The sequence below is a fragment of the Streptomyces sp. NPDC001663 genome, assembly GCF_042893105.1.
Lineage (GTDB): Bacteria > Actinomycetota > Actinomycetes > Streptomycetales > Streptomycetaceae > Streptomyces.
Window position 1 is genome coordinate 269,326 of sequence record NZ_JBIAUR010000012.1, and the last position, 16,459, is coordinate 285,784.

The following is a 16,459-nucleotide window of genomic DNA, read 5'->3' on the forward strand; positions in this document are numbered from 1 at the left end:
GTTCCGGGGTGTTCCGGCGCGTGCTCCTGTGCGCCTCTTATGCCTCGATGCGATTCGCGGATCGCAGCCGCTGGAAGCTACGCGCGAGTAGCCGCGAGACATGCATCTGGGAGACGCCGAGTTCCGCGCTGATTTGCGACTGGGTGAGGTTGCTGTAGTAGCGCAGGAGAAGGATTCTCTGTTCCCGTTCCGGGAGTTGGACGAGCAGGTGCCGTACGAGGTCCCGGTGCTCCACGCCGTCCAGGGCCGGGTCCTCGTAACCGAGCCGGTCGAGCAGACCGGGCAGCCCGTCGCCCTCCTGGGCGGCCTCCAGGGAGGTCGCGTGGTACGAGCGTCCGGCCTCGATGCAGGACAGCACCTCGTCCTCGGTGATGCGCAGCCGTTCGGCGACCTCGGCGGTGGTCGGGGTGCGCCCGAAGGAGGTGGTCAGGTCCTCGGTCGCGCTGTTGACCTGGACCCACAGCTCGTGCAGCCGGCGCGGGACGTGGACCGTGCGGACGTTGTCGCGGAAGTAGCGCTTGATCTCGCCGACGACGGTCGGCATCGCGAAGGTGGGGAACTGCACGCCCCGGTCCGGGTCGAAGCGGTCGATCGCGTTGATGAGCCCGATGGTGCCGACCTGGACCACGTCCTCCATCGGCTCGTTGCGGGAGCGGAAGCGGGCGGCCGCGTAGCGCACGAGCGGGAGGTTGGCCTCGATGAGCGCCCCACGCACCCGGGTGTGTTCCGGGGTGCCGGGCCTGAGCTCCTTGAGCTCGCCGAAGAGCACCTGGGTCAGGGCCCGGGTGTCGGCGCCGCGACTGCGCGGTGGTGCGGTCTCGGACGGTGCCGGGGCGGCTTCCAGGGGCGGTGCTTGAGGCGCAGTACTGGCCGGCACGGTCAACTCCACCTCGCAATCGATCAAGTCATCGGTCAAAAGCGGTCATAGCATCACAAGACATGTGCACTGTGTGCAAGCACCGCATAACGCCGTGTTGAACGCGAGTTGGGGCGTAAGACGCAGAAGGGCCCTCCACCGTTCCGGCGGAGGGCCCTTCGAGTCGGGCTCAGTACTCGTAGTCGGCGATCACCCAGGTGGCGAACTCCTTCCACAGCGTTACGCCCGCCTGGTGCTCGGGGTGCTCGACGTAGGCGCGCAGTGCGGTCACGTCGTCGAAGCCCGAGTTGATGGCGAAGTCGTACGCGATGGGGCGGTCGCTGATGTTCCAGCCCAGCTCCCAGAAGCGGATCTCGGGGATCTTGCCCTCGAGCGACCGGAAGGCGTCGACCCCCTCCAGGACGCGCGGGTCGTCGCGTTCGACGCCCTCCTCGAGCTTGAAGAGGACGAGATGCCGAATCATGTGCGCTGCTCCTAGCCCTGCTACTTGGCCCCGTTCATGAGCCAGGTGAAGAAGTCGCCGATGGCCTTGGCGGCGTCCGATATGCCCTCGAACCCTATCTGGACGTAGTCGGCCGCCTTGGCCGGGTCCGTGACGATCACGTACAGCACGAAGACCACGAGCACGTAGACGGCGATCTTCTTGGCGTTCACCGCCATCGTGGCCTCCTGAGTCACATTTGCCCCAACGAGCGCCCATGATCGCACGAAGGGCCCCGTCTGACGACGGGGCCCATGTGAAGCGGTAGCGGAGGGATTTGAACCCTCGGTGACTTGCGCCACACTCGCTTTCGAGGCGAGCTCCTTCGGCCGCTCGGACACGCTACCGAGGGAGACCTTACAGCACGCCGGGCAGTGCTCTGAAATCGGTATTCGGGGGCTGTGGTCAGCGGGAGCGGAAGAAGTCGGTGAGGAGTCGGGCGCACTCGTCGGCGAGTACGCCCTCGATCACCTCGGGCCGGTGGTTGAGCCGCCGGTCGCGTACGACGTCCCAGAGGGAGCCGGCCGCTCCGGCCTTCTCGTCGCGGGCGCCGTAGACCACGCGGTCCACCCGGGACTGCACGATCGCGCCCGCGCACATCGTGCAGGGTTCGAGGGTGACGACCAGGGTGCAGCCGGACAGCCGCCACTCTCCGAGGGCTGCGGCGGCACGGCGGATCGCGAGGACCTCGGCGTGCGCCGTCGGATCGCCGGTGGCCTCGCGTTCGTTGTGCCCGGCCCCGAGCACGGTCGTGCCGTCCGGGGCCAGTACGACGGCGCCGACGGGGACGTCCGCGCCGGCCCGCCCGGCCTCGTCCAGGGCGAGCCGCATCGCGGCCCGCCAGCGGTCGCGTACCGGGTCCGGTGCGGCTGCAGCGGTCAGCGGACGGTCTCCAGGACCTCCGAGGCGCCCAGGGCCTCGGCGATCGCGCTCAGCGCGTCCTCGTCCAGGTTGCGCAGCTCCTTGGCGCTGACACCGAGGTCGTCGAGGACCTCGGGGTCGCCCACGGGGCTGTGCGGCACGGACTCGGCGGACGTGCCGTCGTCATCGTCGTCGGCATCGTCGGGCTCACCGTCCTCCGTGCCGTCGAGGTCGAGGGAGTCCAGGTCGGCGACGTCGTCGTCACCGGGCTCCCGTCCGAGCAGTTCGTCGGTGAGCAGGATCTCGCCGTAACTGCTGCGGGCAGCGGCGGCGGCGTCCGAGACGTAGATACGAGGGTCGTCCTCGCCGTCGATCCGGACGACGCCGAACCAAGCGTCTTCCTGCTCGATCAGTACGAGCACCGTGTCGTCCTCGGCCGAGGCCTCCCGGGCGAGATCTGCCAGGTCCGACAGGGTCTCCACATCATCGAGCTCTGTGTCGCTCGCTTCCCACCCGTCTTCGGTGCGCGCGAGCAGTGCGGCGAAGTACACCGTGACTCTCCCACTGGTCATAGGCGTGCCGGTTGGCGGTCCCCCCGGCGGGGTTCTTGGGCGGGGAGAGCTGTGCTCCGAGCCCCACCCACTCGGAATCGTGGCAGAAACAAGGCGTTCAGGGGACGTCTTCGGCTCCCTGTGTCCGCGCCTTTTGATCGGCCACGAGCGGGATCGTACGCGGCGATCCTTGTGCACACGCACTGGGTTGGCGTTATGCGTGAGTCGTGGCGGCCCGGTCACCAGCGGAAGGTGCGCATGCGCATGGCGTGGCGCAGGCGGGCGGTCTTGGCGCGCCGGGGCTGGACGCGGTCCCGCAGCTCACGGGCTTCGGCGAGGTCACGCAGGAACTGGGCCCGGCGGCGCCTGCGCTCGGCGTCGGTCTCCTGCTGTGACGCGTCCGCTCGGGACTCGGGCTCGGACATAGGCTCACCACCCCGCTACGTCCCTCCCACTTTCCCTCTGATGGGCGGTTTGATGCCAGCACGGTTTCAAGGGGCGAGGACGAAGTCCTCTCGAGCAGGGCGGTGGTGGGCGACGGGAGGGCTCGGTCGGGCGCGGTTACTGTTAGGGCATGCGTCTCCACGTCGTCGACCACCCTCTGGTCGCCCACAAGCTCACCACGCTGCGCGACCAGCGCACCGACTCCGCGACCTTCCGCCGTCTGGCCGACGAGCTGGTCACCCTGCTCGCCTACGAGGCCACGCGCGACGTGCGCACCGAAGCGGTCGACATCACGACCCCGGTCACCTCCACCACCGGCGTCAAGCTCTCCCACCCGCGCCCCCTGGTCGTGCCGATCCTGCGGGCCGGCCTCGGCATGCTGGACGGCATGGTCCGGCTGCTGCCGACCGCCGAGGTGGGCTTCCTGGGCATGATCCGCAACGAGGAGACGCTGAAGGCGTCCACGTACGCCTCGCGCATGCCCGAGGACCTCTCCGGCCGCCAGGTGTACGTCCTGGACCCGATGCTGGCCACGGGCGGCACCCTGGTCGCCGCGATCCAGGAGCTGATCAAGCGCGGCGCGGACGATGTGACGGCCGTGGTGCTGCTGGCCGCGCCCGAGGGCGTCGAGGTGATGGAGCGCGAGCTGGCCGGTACGCCGGTGACGGTCGTGACGGCAGCCGTCGACGAGCGCCTGAACGAGCACGGGTACATCGTGCCGGGGCTGGGGGACGCGGGAGATCGCCTCTACGGTGCGGCCGAGTAGAGGCTTCGCGTTGACGCCGTAGGGGAGGGGCGCTTCTCAGCAGCTCTTCTTCGAAGAAGTGGACGTCGGCCGGGGGCTGGCCAGTGCGGTCAGTGCCTTGTCGGCGTCCGCCTTGCTGGTGAGGCTCTTGAAGCCGTTTCCGATGATCAGGTCGACGGCGCCACCCTTGCGGCCCGCATCCGTGCGCCGCTCGGCGGTGGTGAGCTGCGTGGCCAGCACGGGCAGCGAGCTGTTCAGGGAGGATGCGGGGCCCAGCAGTATCCCCGTGCCCTTGACCTTCTTGTCGAATTCCTTCGCCGCGTTGCCCACGTCGCCGATCTTGAAGCCGCGCTTCTTCAGCTCGTCCGCCGTGTTCTTGGCCAGGCCGCTGCGGGTCGTGGCGTTGAAGACGTTGACCGTGATCTGAGCGGGCTTCGGCACCGGGCCCGTGGGACCGGCGGACGGGCTCGCCTTGGTCGAGCAGTCCGCCTTGGGACCGGCCGCCGCCGCTGTCTTGCCGCCGCCGGTGAAGACGTCGATGAGCTGCAGCGTGCCCCAGCCGACCAGACCGAGCGCGGTGGCGGAGGCGACCACGGCGGCCACGAGCCTGCCGCGCCGCCGACGCTGTCGCATCCGCGGGTATTTGTTCCCCGTGATCCGGTATTTCCCGCCCATGCCCTGGGGAGTCAGCATGCTCATGAGCGCAGCGTAGTGCGCCTGAGCGGCGATGCCTACTAGATGATCATTGGACGCCACACAGGTGAACCCGAAAGGGCCAAGCCTTTGCCGAACGGCGTGTCAGTCCAGCTCGAGCACGCGCGCGTGCAGCACCTGGCGCTGCTGCAGTGCCGCCCGCACCGCGCGGTGGAGGCCGTCCTCGAGATACAGGTCGCCCTGCCACTTCACTACGTGCGCGAACAGGTCGCCGTAGAAGGTGGAGTCCTCGGCCAGGAGGGTTTCCAGGTCGAGCTGCCCCTTGGTGGTGACGAGCTGATCGAGGCGGACCGGGCGCGGCGCGACGTCCGCCCACTGCCGGGTGCTTTCCCGGCCGTGGTCGGGGTACGGCCGGCCGTTTCCGATGCGCTTGAAGATCACACGGAAAGCCTACCGGTCAAGCCTCTCCGGGCGCAGCCTCCCTGCTCGGGCCGGGCGGGACAAATATGTGCAGATCCTGGTCGTTATCGGTCAAAGTCGAGCGGATGTGGCACGGCGGAGGCGGTGGGTCCGGGGGACGCCCGCCTCCGCCGTGGGTCAGCGGGCCCGTTCGGTGGGGGGTTGCTTGGGCTCGGTCTTCTTCGGGTCCGGCTTGGGGGCGCTGCGTGCGGCCTCCGCGCGCAGGAGGGCGCGCAGGACCGCGTACGGGTCGATGGGCATGGGTGTGTTCCTCGTGTCTTGCGTTGTGCTGACGTGCCTTTCGCGGAAGCGGGCTCTGTCAGCAGCGCAGGACCACGGAGCGCACGGTGAGCAGTGCGTACGGCGGCTGCGGCGGGGCGGGGAGGAGACGGTCCGCCGGGGCGGCGGGCGCCGGGGCCGGCAGGGGTGCGGGACGCAGGGGTACGGCGGTCCGGCAGACGGCGTCGGCCGGTGGCCGTACGGCCGCGTCCAGGGCGTCGTACTCGACGAACTCCATGGCCGCGGCGGGCGTCGCGTGCAGCTCGGCGTGGGTGCCCGGCACCAGCAGGGCTAGCAGCAGCACGAGGCTCCGCAGCCAGACGCGGCTGCGGGGGAGGGTTCGCGCGGTGCTCACGGGAGGTCATCTCCCCGCGACATGCGCGGTGTTCATCATCTCGGCCGCGAGATCCGCCCGATCGGGGGAACCGGTTGGGCCTGTTGGGCTGATCCGCCGGACAGGCCCGGGTTCACAGGGCGCGTGGCAGTTGTCGGGTCCGGCCGCGGATGCCGAGTGCGGTGATGATCTCGACGGCGCCCACCGCGACCAGCCAGATGCCGCCGACCAGGGTGAGGACGGCGACCGACTCGAACGGGGAGTCGATCAGGACGATGCCGCCGATGAAGGTGACGATCCCGAGGAAGATCTGCCAGCCGCGGGCCGGCATGTTCCGGTCGGAGGCGGCGGCCAGGGTCTGGGTGATCCCGCGGATGAGCCAGCCGATGCCGATCCACAGGGCGAGCAGCAGGATCGAGCGCATCGGGCCGCGCAGGCAGAACAGGCCGAGCAGGATGGACAGGGCACCGCTGATGAAGGCCAGGACGCGCAGCGAGGTCGTCTGGTGCGTGCCGAAGGCGGCGACCAGCTGGAAGACGCCGCTGATGAGGAGGTAGACGCCGAACAGGACGCCGGCCGCGAGCAGGGAGGCGCCCGGCCAGATCAGGACCAGGACGCCCAGGATCAGCGAGGCGATGCCGGTGACCAGGACGACCTGCCAGGCGGCGCGGGACAGGGCGTGCAGGGGGCCCTCGAAGGGCGGTTCGGGCTCGTGCGTGCCCGGCGCGTGTCCGGCGGAGTGGACCTTGCGGTCGTCGAACGCCGAACTGGGCGGGGAACCGGTCGGTGGCTCGGTCATGCTCCATGCTCGGACCCGCCGAGAGCCCGGCGCCACCCCTGGGAGCCACTCGGCTGACGGTTCTTTCCCCGCTACTTCCCGGCGGCCTTCGCCGCCTTCGCGGCCGCCTTCATCTCCTGCTTGTGCGCCCGTACCTTGACCAGCGACTCGGGACCGGTGATGTCGGCGACGGAGCGGAAGGACTTCGGCTCGCCGTAGGCGCCGGCCGCCTCCCGCCAGCCCTCGGGGACGACGCCGAGCTGCTTGCCCAGCAGAGCCAGGAAGATCTGCGCCTTCTGCTTGCCGAAGCCGGGCAGCTCCTGCAGCCGGCGCAGCAGTTCGCGGCCGTCGGCGACGCCCTTCCAGACGAGCTCGGCGTTGCCGTCGTAGTGCTCGACGAGGTACTGGCACAGCTGCTGGATCCGCTTGGCCATGGAGCCGGGGTAGCGGTGCACGGCCGGCTTGTCCGAGAGGAGTGCGACGAAGGCCTCCGGGTTCTGCGCGGCGATCTCGTGCGCGTCCAGGTCGTCGGCACCGAGCCGGTCGGCGATGGTGCGGGGGCCCTTGAACGCCCACTCCATCGGGACCTGCTGGTCCAGCAGCATCCCGACCAGCGCGGCGAGCGGGGAGCGCCCGAGGAGCTCGTCTGCCTCGGGGTCCTGGGCGAGGTGAAGGGTGACGTCCATGACCCCGATCATGCCGCGTACGGGGGCGGGGCGCCCACTGCCATCGGCCCTTCACCCCTCGCGTACGATTCCACCACGATTTACTAAGGCAAGGCTAACCTTAAGGGGTAGGGGGGTCTCAGCGTGACGACCGAGATCTACCGGGACGCTTGGGGCATCCCGCATCTGCGCGCCGGCAGCGCCCGCGAACTCGCCCGCGCCCAGGGCCTGGTGACCGCCCGCGACCGGGCCTGGCAGCTGGAGGTCGAGCGGCACCGTGCGCAGGGCACCTCGGCGTCCTTCCTCGGTGCCGAGGCCCTGTACTGGGACGTCTTCGCGCGCCGCGCCCGCCTCGACGACACCGCCCGGCGCTGCTGGGCGGCGCTGGAGGCGCGGGACCCCGAGACGGCCGAGTGGGTGCGGGTGTACGTCGACGGCGTGAACGAGGGGCTGGCGGGCCCGGCTGCCCCCGAGTTCGCGCGCGTCGGTCTCGCCCCCGGCGGCTGGGAGCCCTGGACCCCGCTCGGCGTCTGGCTCGCCACGCACATCCTCTTCGCCGGTTTCCCCGCCAAGCTGTGGCGCGAGGAGGCCGTGCGGCACCTCGGTGAGGAGGCCGTCGGGCTGTTCGCCGTCGACGGGCCGGGGAGCTCCGGCAGCAACGGCTGGCTGGTGAGCGGGGAGCGGACCACCACCGGGCACGCGGTCATCGCGGGCGACCCGCACCGCTTCGTCGAGGACCCCGGCGTCTACCAGCAGATCCACCTGGCCTGCCCCGAGTTCGACGTGGTCGGCCTCGCCGTCCCGGGTATCCCGGGCATCGCCCACTTCGGCCACACCGGCACCGTCGCCTGGGCCATCACCAACGCCATGGCCGACTACCAGGACCTTTACCGCGAGCGTCTGCGGCGCACCGGCGCGGGTGTGCAGGCCCTCGGCCCGGACGGCGTCTGGCACCGGGCCGCGCGGCACACGGAGACCGTCGAGGTGGCCGGCGAGGAGCCGGTCGAGGTCGAGGTGATCGAGACGGAGCGGGGGCCGGTGATCGCCGGGGGACCGGAGGGCCTGGACGGCACCTCGCCCACCCCGCTGGCGCTCGCCCTGCGCTACCCGCCCCGCGTCACCGCCGACCTCGGCTTCGGCGCCCTGCTCCCCCTCCTGCGCGCCCGCAGTGTCGGTGACGTGGACCGCGCCGTCGACCTGTGGGCCGAGCCCGTCAACGTCGTCCAGGCCGCCGACACCGACGGCGGCCTGCTGCACCGGGTCGCGGGCCGGGTGCCGGTGCGCGCGGAGGCCAACCGCACGCGGCTCGTGCCCGCCTGGGAGCCGGGGCACGAATGGCGGGGCTGGCACGAGATGCCGCGCGCCGCCGAACTGCCCGACGGAATCGCCGTGATGGCCAACCAGCGCGGTCTCGCCACCCCGCTCGGCGTCGAGTTCGCCCCGCCCCACCGCGCCGGGCGCATCGCCGCGCTGCTGCGGGAGAAGGACCACTGGTCGCCCGGCGACATGCCTGCCGTCCACATGGACACCCATCTCGCCTCGGCAGGTCCCCTGCTGGACCACCTGGCGGCCCTGGACGCCCTGTCCCCCGAGGCCGCCGCGCTGCGCGACCGCCTCCTGCGCTGGGACCGCCGTATGGACGCGACCAGCAAGGACGCGGCGGTCTACGCGGCGGTGCGCGGCGCGGTCGTACGGCATCTCGCGGCACACCCGGCGTTCGCGGCGCTGACCGCACCGCCCGCCTACCCGGAGGTCTTCCTCCCCTGGCTCGCCCTGCTCCCGCGCATCGGCTTCGCACTCGAACACCTGCTGCGGGCCGAGGAGTTGTACGGCGTCGACCGTCCGGCGGTCGTCCGGGCGGCCCTGGAAGAAGTGGCCGAACAGCAGCCCGGCGGCACCTGGGGCGAGACCCACCGTCTGGCCCCCTGGCGGGCGCTGACCAGCACCTCGTACGACGAACCCGGTCTGTCCGGCGACCACGACTGCGTGCTGTGCACCTCCGCCGTGCCGGGGCTGACGGATCTGGCCGCGCGCGGGCCGGCCGCCCGCTATGTGTGGGACCTGGCGCGGCGCGAGGACAGCCTGTGGGTGGTTCCGTTCGGGGCCTCGGGCATCCCCGGGTCGGCCCATCACCGTGACCAACTCCCCTTGTGGCTCAAGGGAGATCTCGTCCCGGTCGGCACCGACTTCGACCGGCTCGTCAAGGAGAGCGATGTCTGACGTCCACGAGGAAGCCGTCGGCGGGTTCGGCACCGTCCGGATCCGTCCTCTCGATCCGTCCGCCGACGCCGAGGTCGTCCACCGCTGGGTGAGCGAGGAACGGGCCCTGTTCTGGGGCATGAACGGCCTCACCCGGGACCAAGTGGCGGAGATCTACGCCCACATGGCCACCCTCGACACCCACCACGCCTTCCTCCTCACCAAGGACGGCGAACCGGTCGCCCTGCTGCAGACCTACGAGCCGGAGGCCGACCGCGTGAGCGAGTGCTACGAGGTGCAGGACGGCGACATCGGCATCCATGTCCTTCTCGCGCCGGCCGGTCCGGGTGGTGCGCGGCCCGGCTGGACGGCGGCGCTCTTCGGCGTCATCACCTCCTATGTGCTGAAGGGCCCGGGCCGTCGCCGCGTCGTCGTCGATCCCGACGTACGGAACGAGAAGGCCGTCGCCCGTTTTCTGCGGCAGGGGTTCGCGGCCGGTCCGGTGGTCGTGCTGCCGGAGATCGATCTCCCGGACGTGTACCTGCCCGAGAAGAAGGCCCAATTGGCCTTCCTGGAGCGGAGGTAGCCTTCCCCGGGTGACTCCCGAAGACCTCATCGCGCACTACGGACTTGAGCCCATCCCGCGTGAGGGTGGTCTGTTCCGCCCCACGTGGGCGGGGCCCGAGCGGGCCGACGGGCGGCCGGAAGGCACGGCGATCGTCGCCCTCCTCACCCCGGACGACTTCTCCGCTCTGCACCGCCTGCCCACCGACGAGATCTGGCACTTCTACCTCGGCGACCCGCTCGAACTGCTGCTCCTCGCCCCCGACGGCACGTCTTCCACGGCCGTCCTGGGACCGGACGTCCTGGGCGGACAGCACCCGCAGTTCACCGTCCCCGCCGGGACCTGGATGGGCGGGCGGACCCTCGGGGAGTGGTCGTTCTTCGGGTGCACGATGGCGCCCGGGTTCACCTACGAGGGCTACGAGCACGGGGACGCGGCCGAGCTCACGGCGCGGTATCCCGCGCGGGCCGCCCGGATTGCGGAACTGTGCCGCCCATGAGGTTGCTCGAAGGACAGGTCGCCCTGGTCACCGGGGCGAGCGGCGGCATCGGCCGGGGCATCGCGCTGAGGTTCGCCGAGGAGGGCGCGGCGGTGGCCGTGCACTGCCGTACGGCGGTGGAGGCGGCGCATGAAGTGGCGGACCGGGTGCGGGACTCGGGCGGGCGGGCCGTCGTGGTGCAGGGCGATCTCACCGACGAGGACGCGTGTGCGCGGGTGGTCGGGGAGGCCGCCGAGTGGGGTGGCGGGCTGGACGCGCTGGTCAACAACGCCGGCGTGCAGCCGGTCCGGGAGCTGCCCGGGATGACGGCCGCCGAGTGGCGGGCCGTCGTGGACGCCAATCTGTCGAGCGTCTTCGCCTGTACGCAGGCCGCCGCCGAGGTCATGCGGGAGCGCGGTGGCTCGGTGACGCACATCGCCTCCATCGAGGGGCGGCAGCCCGCACCCTCGCACGCGCACTACAGCGCCTCCAAGGCCGCCGTCGTGATGCACGCGCGGTCGGCGGCGCTGGAGTACGGGGCGCACGGCATCCGCGTCAACAGCGTCTCGCCCGGGCTGATCGACCGGGAGGGGCTGGCGGACGCGTGGCCGGAGGGGGTCGGGCGATGGCACGCGGCGGCACCGCTCGGGCGGCTGGGGCGGCCCGAGGACGTGGGGGACGCGTGTGTGTTCCTGGCCTCGCGGCTCGCGTCCTGGGTGACCGGGCACGATCTGGTGGTGGACGGAGGGGTGTCCGCCCGGCCCACGTGGTGAGTACACGAGGCCTCGCGTCCGTACCTATCCGGAAGGTGGCAAGGCGACGACGGAGAGACGACGTGGGGTGTGACGGTGCGGACGGCGGACGGCGAGGGCGCCAGGGACTCCGCCGACCCGGCGGACGGCGGCGACTTCAAGGGCTGGTGTTGCTGGGCGCCGTGCTGGTCCTGCTCGTCCTCGGCGGCGCCGGACCCGCGTCGGCCCACGCGGCCCTCAAGTCCACCGACCCCGAGGACGGAACCGTCCTCAAGTCGGCCCCCCGCTCCATCACCCTGACCTTCACCGAGTCCGTCGGCCTGCTCGACGACTCCTTCCGCGTCCTGGACCCCGACAACCGGCGTGTGCACATCGGCGAGGCCGAGCACGCGAAGGGCCGCTCCGACACGGCGAGCGTGACCCTGCCGAAGAAGCTCGCCAAGGGCACGTACGTGGTGGCCTGGCGGGTCGTCTCGGCGGACAGCCACCCGGTGGGCGGCGCGTTCACCTTCTCCGTCGGCAAAGCCTCCGCGACGGTCGCCTCGGTCGACACCGGCCCGGTCGAGAACCCGGCGACCGCGAGCCTGTACAACATCGCCCGCTATCTCGCCTACCTTGCGGTGGCTCTGGTCGTCGGTGCCGCCGCCTTCGTCGCCCTGTGCCGCCCGACCGACCGCGGCCCGCTCCGGAAACCCCTGGTGGCGGGCTGGTGGGTCCTGTTGGGTTCGACCCTGGCCCTGCTGGTGCTGCGCGCCCCGTACGAGACCGGCACGGGCCCGGCGACCGCCTTCGACGCCGCCGCCTTCACCCGCACCCTCACGGGCCGCCCGGGGCTCGCCCTGCTGGCCCGGCTCGCCCTGCTGCTGATCGCCGCCGTTCTCGCCGTACGACTCCGCAAACGCGACGAGTGGCCGCGCCCGCTCCTCGCTGCCGGCACCGCCCTCGCCGTTGCTCTCGCGCTCACCTGGGCCGCCTCCGAGCACGCCTCCGCGGGCATCCAGGTGCCCGTGGCGATGGTGTCCTCGGTGCTGCACCTGCTGGCCATGGCGGTCTGGCTCGGTGGTCTCACGGCGCTGCTGATCCTGCTCTACCGCACCGAGGTCGCCCCGGCCGCCGTGGCCCGCTTCTCCCGGATCGCCTTCGTCTCCGTGACCGTCCTGGTCGTCACCGGCGTCTACCAGTCCTGGCGGGGCCTGGGCTCCTGGGACGCGCTCACCGGGACGACGTACGGGCGCCTGCTGGTCGCCAAGCTGGCCGCTGTGGTGCTGCTGCTGGCGGCCGCGAGGTTCTCGCGGCGCTGGACGGCGCGGCTGGTGACGGCGGACGCGCAGACGGTCGTACGGGAACGGGTGCCGGAGCCCGTCGGCGGGCCGCCCGCGAGTGCTCCGGAGGAGACGGCCGTCCCGGGCGCCGGGGGTGCGAGCCGACGCAGTCTGCGCCGCAGTGTGCTCGCCGAAGTCGCCGTAGGTGTGGTGGTGCTGGTCATCACGACCGTGCTCAGCAGCACGCTGCCGGGGCGTGCGGCCGCCGAGGCGGCTCAGGAGCCCGCGACGGCCGCCGGGCTGCCCGCCGCGTCGGTCACCACGATCCCGTTCGAGGTCGGCCGCGCGCGCGGCAAGGTGCAGATCACCCTCGACCCGGGCCGCGTCGGCGACAACACCGTGCAGGCGGTGGTCTTCGGGCCCGACGGCGGCATCGTCACCGTCCCCGAACTGCGGCTCTCCTTCACCCTGCCGGCCCAGAAGATCGGCCCGCTCGACGCGAAACTCACTGACCAGGGCGGCTACTGGGGCACGAGTTCCGTCACGCTCCCCATTGCCGGGACCTGGGCGATGAAGGCCACGATCAGGACCTCCGAGATCGACCAGGTCAGTGTGACGAAGTCGGTCCGCATCTCCGGCTAGCGGCGACGCGAAAACGGCATTTACTCTCAACTCCGACCAGCATCGTTCGATCACTCGGACGAAAACGATCACGAACGTGTCGGTTACGTTTCCACAAAGGTCCCTGACGGCTCTTGACGCATGACCGGACAAAGGGCTGATATAAGCGCCACGATGTTCGGTCGAGTTGATTTCTGGTCGGTTTCGACTTTTTTCGACGTTCGTAGTTGTGGCCGAACCCCTGCCCTCAGGAGCCGTACATGGACCTCTCCCCCTCGGGTCTCTCTCTTCCCGCGACGAGCCGCCGTAGTGTGCTGCGCGGTGTCGGTGGCGCCGCCCTGCTTGCGGGGGCCGGCATACCGCTGCTGTCCGCCTGCGGCAGCAGCGGCAGCTCGTCGGACCCCAAGACCGTCAGCGTCGGCTCCAACGACTCGGACGCGGTGCCGAAGAAGGCGTACGCGGCCGTGTACGCGGACTTCAAGAAGCAGTCCGGCATCACCGCGAAGGTGAACACGAAGGACCACAACACCTTCCAGGAGCAGATCAACTCGTATCTGCAGGGCACCCCGGACGACGCGTTCAAGTGGTTCGCGGGCTACCGGATGCAGTTCTTCGCGGCCAAGAACCTCGCCTCGCCGATCGACGACGTGTGGGAGAAGATCGGGGGCAACTTCCCCGACGCGATGAAGAAGCTGTCCAAGGGCGCGGACGGCAAGTACTACTTCGTGCCGATGACGACGTACCCGTGGGCGGTCTTCTACCGCAAGAGCGTCTTCGCCAAGTACGGCTACAAGGTCCCCGCCACGTGGGACGAGCTGGTCGCCCTGTGTAAGCAGATGAAGAAGGACGGCCTGGTGCCGATCGCGTTCGGCGACAAGGACGCCTGGCCGGCGATGGGCACCTTCGACCAGATCAACTTCCGCCTCAACGGCTACGACTTCCACGTCGAGCTGATGGCGGGCAAGGCCGCCTGGACGGACGCCAAGGTCAAGGCGGTCTTCGACCACTGGGCCGAGCTGCTGCCGTATCACCAGGACGGCTTCATGGGCCGCACCTGGCAGGACGCCGCGCAGACCCTGGTGTCGAAGAAGGCCGGCATGTACCTCCTGGGCACCTTCGTGGCGCAGCAGTTCACCAACAAGGCCGACCTGGACGACCTCGACTTCTTCGCCTTCCCGGAGATCAACTCCGCGTACGGCCAGGACACCGTCGAGGCCCCCACCGACGGCTTCATGGTCAGCAAGTCCCCGAAGAACCACGACGGCGTCGTCAAGCTGCTGGAGTACCTGGGCAGCCCGGCCGCCGAGGAGCTCTACCTCAAGGGTGACCCGAGCGTGGTGGCCGCCTCCAACAAGGCCTCCACCTCCGCCTACTCGCCGCTGCAGAAGAAGGCGTTCGAGATGATCGGCGGCGCCAAGTCCCTGACCCAGTTCATGGACCGCGACTCCCGCCCGGACTTCACCTCCACGGTGATGCAGCCCGGCCTGCAGAAGTTCCTGCAGAACCCCAAGGGCGTGGACAGCCTGCTGTCCTCGATCGAACGCCAGAAGAAGACGATCTTCGCGTCCTGATGACCTCCGAGACGACCACGAAGACCCCGGAGGCGGCCGTGCCGCCTCCGGGGCCCGCGCCTGTCGACAAGCGGGTCCCGCAGGGGCACAAGCGCCTGCTGACCCGCCGTGACCGCATCACGCTCGCCTTCATGGCGGGCGTGCCCACGGTCCTGCACGTGGCCCTCGTCTGGGTCACCGCCCTCGCCTCCATCGCCCTGGCCTTCACCTCCTGGGACGGCATCGGCTTCGACTCGATCAAGTGGGTCGGCCTGGACAACTTCAAGCAGTTGTTCACCGACAACCCGCAGTTCTGGCCGGCCGTCGAGCACAACATCATCTGGTTCGTCGTGCTCATCCTGATCCCGACGCCGATGGGCCTGTTCCTGGCCGTCCAGCTGGACAAGAAGATCCGCTTCTCCCGGGTCTACCAGACCGCGTTCTTCCTGCCGGTCGTGGTCTCGCTGGCCGTGACCGGGTTCGTCTGGCAGCTGGTCTACAACCCCGACACCGGCCTGATCAACAGCCTGATCGGGGCCAACAAGCCGGGCCACTACATCGACTGGATCGGCAACCCGCACCTGAACCTGTGGGCGGTGCTGATCGCCGCGTCCTGGCGGCACACCGGCTACATGATGATCCTGTACCTGGCCGGCCTCAAGGGCGTCGACCCGTCCCTGCGCGAGGCCTCCTCGCTGGACGGCGCGAACGAGTGGCAGACGTTCAAGAACGTCATCTTCCCCACCCTGCGGCCGACCAACACCGTCGTGCTGGTGGTCACCATCATCGAGGCGCTGCGCGCCTTCGACCTGGTGTTCGTCTTCAACAAGGGCGCCCAGGGCACCGAGCTGCTGTCGATCCTGATCACCAACAACATCATCGGCGAGTCCAGCCGGATCGGTTACGGCTCCGCGATCGCGGTCGTCCTGCTGGTCATCTCCCTCGCGGTCATCATCCCGTACCTGATCGCGACCTTCCGGAAGGAGCGGCGCGCATGAGCACCAACGCCGCGGCGCTCGGCAAGCAGCGCAACCCCGTCCGGCCCGCCCGGGTTCTGCTGCACACCTTCCTGGTGGTCACCTCGCTGGCCTGGCTGGCCCCGCTGCTGTGGGCCGTCTTCGCGGCCCTGCGCCCGTACTCGGAGACCAGCAACAAGGGCTACGTGTCCTGGCCGGACACGCTGAACTTCGACAACTTCAAGAACGCGTTCGAGCAGTCGGACATGATGCACTACTTCGGCAACACGCTGATCATCGCGGTCCCGGCCGTGCTGATCACGCTGCTGCTGTCGTCGATGGTCGCGTTCTACGTCAGCCGCTTCGACTTCCGCCTCAACATCTTCCTGCTGCTCGTCTTCACGGCCGGCAACCTGCTGCCGCAGCAGGTCATCATCACCCCGCTGTACCGCCTGTACCTGCTGATCGACCTGCCCGGCATCACCATGAGCGGCAAGCTGTACGACTCCGCCCTCGGCCTGGTCCTCATCCATGTGGCCTTCCAGTCCGGGTTCTGCGCCTTCGTGCTCAGCAACTACATGCGGATGCTGCCGCACGAGCTCACCGAGGCCGCCCTCGTCGACGGCGCCTCCGTGTGGCGGATGTACTGGCAGATCGTGCTGCCGCTGTGCAAGCCGGCGATGGCGGCCCTGGCCACCCTGCTCTCGATCTGGATCTACAACGACTTTTTCTGGGCCATCGTGCTGATCTCCACCGGCGAGAACATGCCGATCACCTCCGCCCTGAACAACCTCTCCGGCCAGTACTTCACCGACCCCAACCTGGTCGCCGCGGGTGCGTTGTTGACCGCGATCCCCACCCTGATCGTCTACTTCGTGCTGCAGCGCCAGTTCGTCAGCGGACTCACCCTCGGCGCCAACAAGGGCTGAGCTCCCGCCTTTTCGAAAG

General features: G+C 70.1%; 20 protein-coding genes, 1 tRNA gene and 1 pseudogene. 9 read left to right on the forward strand and 13 right to left on the reverse strand.

All coding sequences use genetic code 11. The features are described from left to right. Nucleotides 1–37 precede the first annotated feature (37 nt). The 7 genes from ACFY1L_RS35325 to ACFY1L_RS35355 form a co-directional block, all read right to left on the reverse strand. Nucleotides 38–877 carry an RNA polymerase sigma factor SigF gene (locus ACFY1L_RS35325; protein ID WP_361273739.1) on the reverse strand — a complete coding sequence of 280 codons (840 nt, stop codon included), beginning with the start codon at nt 875–877 and terminating at the stop codon, nt 38–40. A 169-nt stretch (nt 878–1,046) separates the two neighbouring features. Beyond that, on the reverse strand, nt 1,047–1,340 hold the full coding sequence (locus ACFY1L_RS35330; RefSeq protein WP_361273742.1) for a Dabb family protein: 294 nt from the start codon (nt 1,338–1,340) through the stop codon (nt 1,047–1,049). A gap of 20 nt (nt 1,341–1,360) precedes the next feature. Further along, complete coding sequence (locus tag ACFY1L_RS35335) at nt 1,361–1,537, reverse strand: hypothetical protein (RefSeq protein ID WP_388833376.1); 177 nt, start codon at nt 1,535–1,537, stop codon at nt 1,361–1,363. Nucleotides 1,538–1,620: 83 nt separating this feature from the next. Further along, nucleotides 1,621–1,705, reverse strand: a tRNA-Ser gene (locus tag ACFY1L_RS35340). Between the two features lie 58 nt (nt 1,706–1,763). Beyond that, nucleotides 1,764–2,189 (reverse strand): tRNA adenosine(34) deaminase TadA, encoded by a 426-nt coding sequence (gene tadA, locus ACFY1L_RS35345; RefSeq protein WP_388833379.1) that lies wholly within the window; start codon nt 2,187–2,189, stop codon nt 1,764–1,766. A 47-nt stretch (nt 2,190–2,236) separates the two neighbouring features. Next, the gene (locus tag ACFY1L_RS35350; protein ID WP_388833650.1) at nt 2,237–2,770 is read right to left on the reverse strand and encodes a hypothetical protein; all 534 of its coding nucleotides are present in this window, start codon (nt 2,768–2,770) and stop codon (nt 2,237–2,239) included. Between the two features lie 239 nt (nt 2,771–3,009). Continuing rightward, entirely contained in the window at nt 3,010–3,195 is a 186-nt protein-coding gene (locus ACFY1L_RS35355; protein ID WP_388833382.1) for a hypothetical protein, read from the reverse strand. Nucleotides 3,196–3,344: 149 nt separating this feature from the next. Here ACFY1L_RS35355 and upp point away from each other — a divergent pair, with 149 nt between their 5' ends. After that, nucleotides 3,345–3,980 carry a uracil phosphoribosyltransferase gene (gene upp, locus ACFY1L_RS35360; RefSeq protein ID WP_388833385.1) on the forward strand — a complete coding sequence of 212 codons (636 nt, stop codon included), beginning with the start codon at nt 3,345–3,347 and terminating at the stop codon, nt 3,978–3,980. A gap of 36 nt (nt 3,981–4,016) precedes the next feature. Here upp and ACFY1L_RS35365 read toward each other — a convergent pair whose 3' ends face one another. The 6 genes from ACFY1L_RS35365 to ACFY1L_RS35390 all read right to left on the reverse strand — a co-directional run bounded on the left by ACFY1L_RS35365 (nt 4,017) and on the right by ACFY1L_RS35390 (nt 7,149). Next, the gene (locus ACFY1L_RS35365; protein WP_388833392.1) at nt 4,017–4,658 is read right to left on the reverse strand and encodes a LytR C-terminal domain-containing protein; all 642 of its coding nucleotides are present in this window, start codon (nt 4,656–4,658) and stop codon (nt 4,017–4,019) included. A gap of 99 nt (nt 4,659–4,757) precedes the next feature. Then, complete coding sequence (locus tag ACFY1L_RS35370) at nt 4,758–5,054, reverse strand: type II toxin-antitoxin system VapB family antitoxin (protein WP_003999914.1); 297 nt, start codon at nt 5,052–5,054, stop codon at nt 4,758–4,760. 156 nt (nt 5,055–5,210) lie between these two features. Continuing rightward, nucleotides 5,211–5,333, reverse strand: coding sequence for a hypothetical protein (locus ACFY1L_RS35375; RefSeq protein ID WP_361273759.1), 123 nt, complete (start codon nt 5,331–5,333; stop codon nt 5,211–5,213). A 58-nt stretch (nt 5,334–5,391) separates the two neighbouring features. Continuing rightward, complete coding sequence (locus ACFY1L_RS35380) at nt 5,392–5,706, reverse strand: hypothetical protein (protein ID WP_388833396.1); 315 nt, start codon at nt 5,704–5,706, stop codon at nt 5,392–5,394. A 112-nt stretch (nt 5,707–5,818) separates the two neighbouring features. Beyond that, the gene (locus ACFY1L_RS35385) at nt 5,819–6,484 is read right to left on the reverse strand and encodes an HdeD family acid-resistance protein (protein WP_388833399.1); all 666 of its coding nucleotides are present in this window, start codon (nt 6,482–6,484) and stop codon (nt 5,819–5,821) included. Between the two features lie 71 nt (nt 6,485–6,555). Further along, on the reverse strand, nt 6,556–7,149 hold the full coding sequence (locus ACFY1L_RS35390) for an HhH-GPD-type base excision DNA repair protein (protein ID WP_388833402.1): 594 nt from the start codon (nt 7,147–7,149) through the stop codon (nt 6,556–6,558). Between the two features lie 123 nt (nt 7,150–7,272). Between ACFY1L_RS35390 and ACFY1L_RS35395 the strand changes: the two genes are divergently transcribed. The 8 genes and pseudogenes from ACFY1L_RS35395 (at nt 7,273) to ACFY1L_RS35430 (ending at nt 16,440) form a co-directional block, all read left to right on the forward strand. Beyond that, nucleotides 7,273–9,348, forward strand: coding sequence for a penicillin acylase family protein (locus ACFY1L_RS35395; RefSeq protein ID WP_388833405.1), 2,076 nt, complete (start codon nt 7,273–7,275; stop codon nt 9,346–9,348). Next, nucleotides 9,341–9,927: pseudogene (locus tag ACFY1L_RS35400) on the forward strand (GNAT family N-acetyltransferase). The gene ACFY1L_RS35395 and the pseudogene ACFY1L_RS35400 overlap by 8 nt, the downstream one beginning before the upstream one ends. Continuing rightward, complete coding sequence (locus tag ACFY1L_RS35405) at nt 9,924–10,391, forward strand: cupin domain-containing protein (RefSeq protein ID WP_388833408.1); 468 nt, start codon at nt 9,924–9,926, stop codon at nt 10,389–10,391. The pseudogene ACFY1L_RS35400 and the gene ACFY1L_RS35405 overlap by 4 nt, the downstream one beginning before the upstream one ends. After that, on the forward strand, nt 10,388–11,143 hold the full coding sequence (locus ACFY1L_RS35410; protein WP_388833411.1) for an SDR family NAD(P)-dependent oxidoreductase: 756 nt from the start codon (nt 10,388–10,390) through the stop codon (nt 11,141–11,143). Before ACFY1L_RS35405 ends, ACFY1L_RS35410 begins: the two co-directional genes overlap by 4 nt. Nucleotides 11,144–11,289: 146 nt before the next feature. Further along, nucleotides 11,290–13,026 carry a copper resistance CopC/CopD family protein gene (locus ACFY1L_RS35415; protein ID WP_388833653.1) on the forward strand — a complete coding sequence of 579 codons (1,737 nt, stop codon included), beginning with the start codon at nt 11,290–11,292 and terminating at the stop codon, nt 13,024–13,026. Between the two features lie 239 nt (nt 13,027–13,265). Continuing rightward, complete coding sequence (locus ACFY1L_RS35420; RefSeq protein WP_388833414.1) at nt 13,266–14,576, forward strand: ABC transporter substrate-binding protein; 1,311 nt, start codon at nt 13,266–13,268, stop codon at nt 14,574–14,576. Next, on the forward strand, nt 14,576–15,553 hold the full coding sequence (locus ACFY1L_RS35425) for a carbohydrate ABC transporter permease (RefSeq protein ID WP_388833417.1): 978 nt from the start codon (nt 14,576–14,578) through the stop codon (nt 15,551–15,553). The genes ACFY1L_RS35420 and ACFY1L_RS35425 overlap by 1 nt, the downstream gene beginning before the upstream one ends. After that, nucleotides 15,550–16,440 carry a carbohydrate ABC transporter permease gene (locus ACFY1L_RS35430; protein ID WP_388833420.1) on the forward strand — a complete coding sequence of 297 codons (891 nt, stop codon included), beginning with the start codon at nt 15,550–15,552 and terminating at the stop codon, nt 16,438–16,440. Before ACFY1L_RS35425 ends, ACFY1L_RS35430 begins: the two co-directional genes overlap by 4 nt. Nucleotides 16,441–16,459: the final 19 nt, after the last annotated feature.

Excerpts from the sequence above, each read along its gene's own strand:
- ACFY1L_RS35330 (WP_361273742.1), bottom strand. The coding sequence starts at position 1,340 with ATGATTCGGCATCTCGTCCTCTTCAAGCTCGAGGAGGGCGTCGAACGC.
- ACFY1L_RS35335 (WP_388833376.1), bottom strand. The coding sequence starts at position 1,537 with ATGGCGGTGAACGCCAAGAAGATCGCCGTCTACGTGCTCGTGGTCTTC.
- tadA (WP_388833379.1), bottom strand. The coding sequence starts at position 2,189 with ATGCGGCTCGCCCTGGACGAGGCCGGGCGGGCCGGCGCGGACGTCCCC.
- ACFY1L_RS35355 (WP_388833382.1), bottom strand. The coding sequence starts at position 3,195 with ATGTCCGAGCCCGAGTCCCGAGCGGACGCGTCACAGCAGGAGACCGAC.
- upp (WP_388833385.1), top strand. The coding sequence starts at position 3,345 with ATGCGTCTCCACGTCGTCGACCACCCTCTGGTCGCCCACAAGCTCACC.
- ACFY1L_RS35365 (WP_388833392.1), bottom strand. The coding sequence starts at position 4,658 with ATGAGCATGCTGACTCCCCAGGGCATGGGCGGGAAATACCGGATCACG.
- ACFY1L_RS35375 (WP_361273759.1), bottom strand. The coding sequence starts at position 5,333 with ATGCCCATCGACCCGTACGCGGTCCTGCGCGCCCTCCTGCGCGCGGAG.
- ACFY1L_RS35385 (WP_388833399.1), bottom strand. The coding sequence starts at position 6,484 with ATGACCGAGCCACCGACCGGTTCCCCGCCCAGTTCGGCGTTCGACGAC.
- ACFY1L_RS35390 (WP_388833402.1), bottom strand. The coding sequence starts at position 7,149 with ATGGACGTCACCCTTCACCTCGCCCAGGACCCCGAGGCAGACGAGCTC.
- ACFY1L_RS35410 (WP_388833411.1), top strand. The coding sequence starts at position 10,388 with ATGAGGTTGCTCGAAGGACAGGTCGCCCTGGTCACCGGGGCGAGCGGC.
- ACFY1L_RS35420 (WP_388833414.1), top strand. The coding sequence starts at position 13,266 with ATGGACCTCTCCCCCTCGGGTCTCTCTCTTCCCGCGACGAGCCGCCGT.
- ACFY1L_RS35425 (WP_388833417.1), top strand. The coding sequence starts at position 14,576 with ATGACCTCCGAGACGACCACGAAGACCCCGGAGGCGGCCGTGCCGCCT.
- ACFY1L_RS35430 (WP_388833420.1), top strand. The coding sequence starts at position 15,550 with ATGAGCACCAACGCCGCGGCGCTCGGCAAGCAGCGCAACCCCGTCCGG.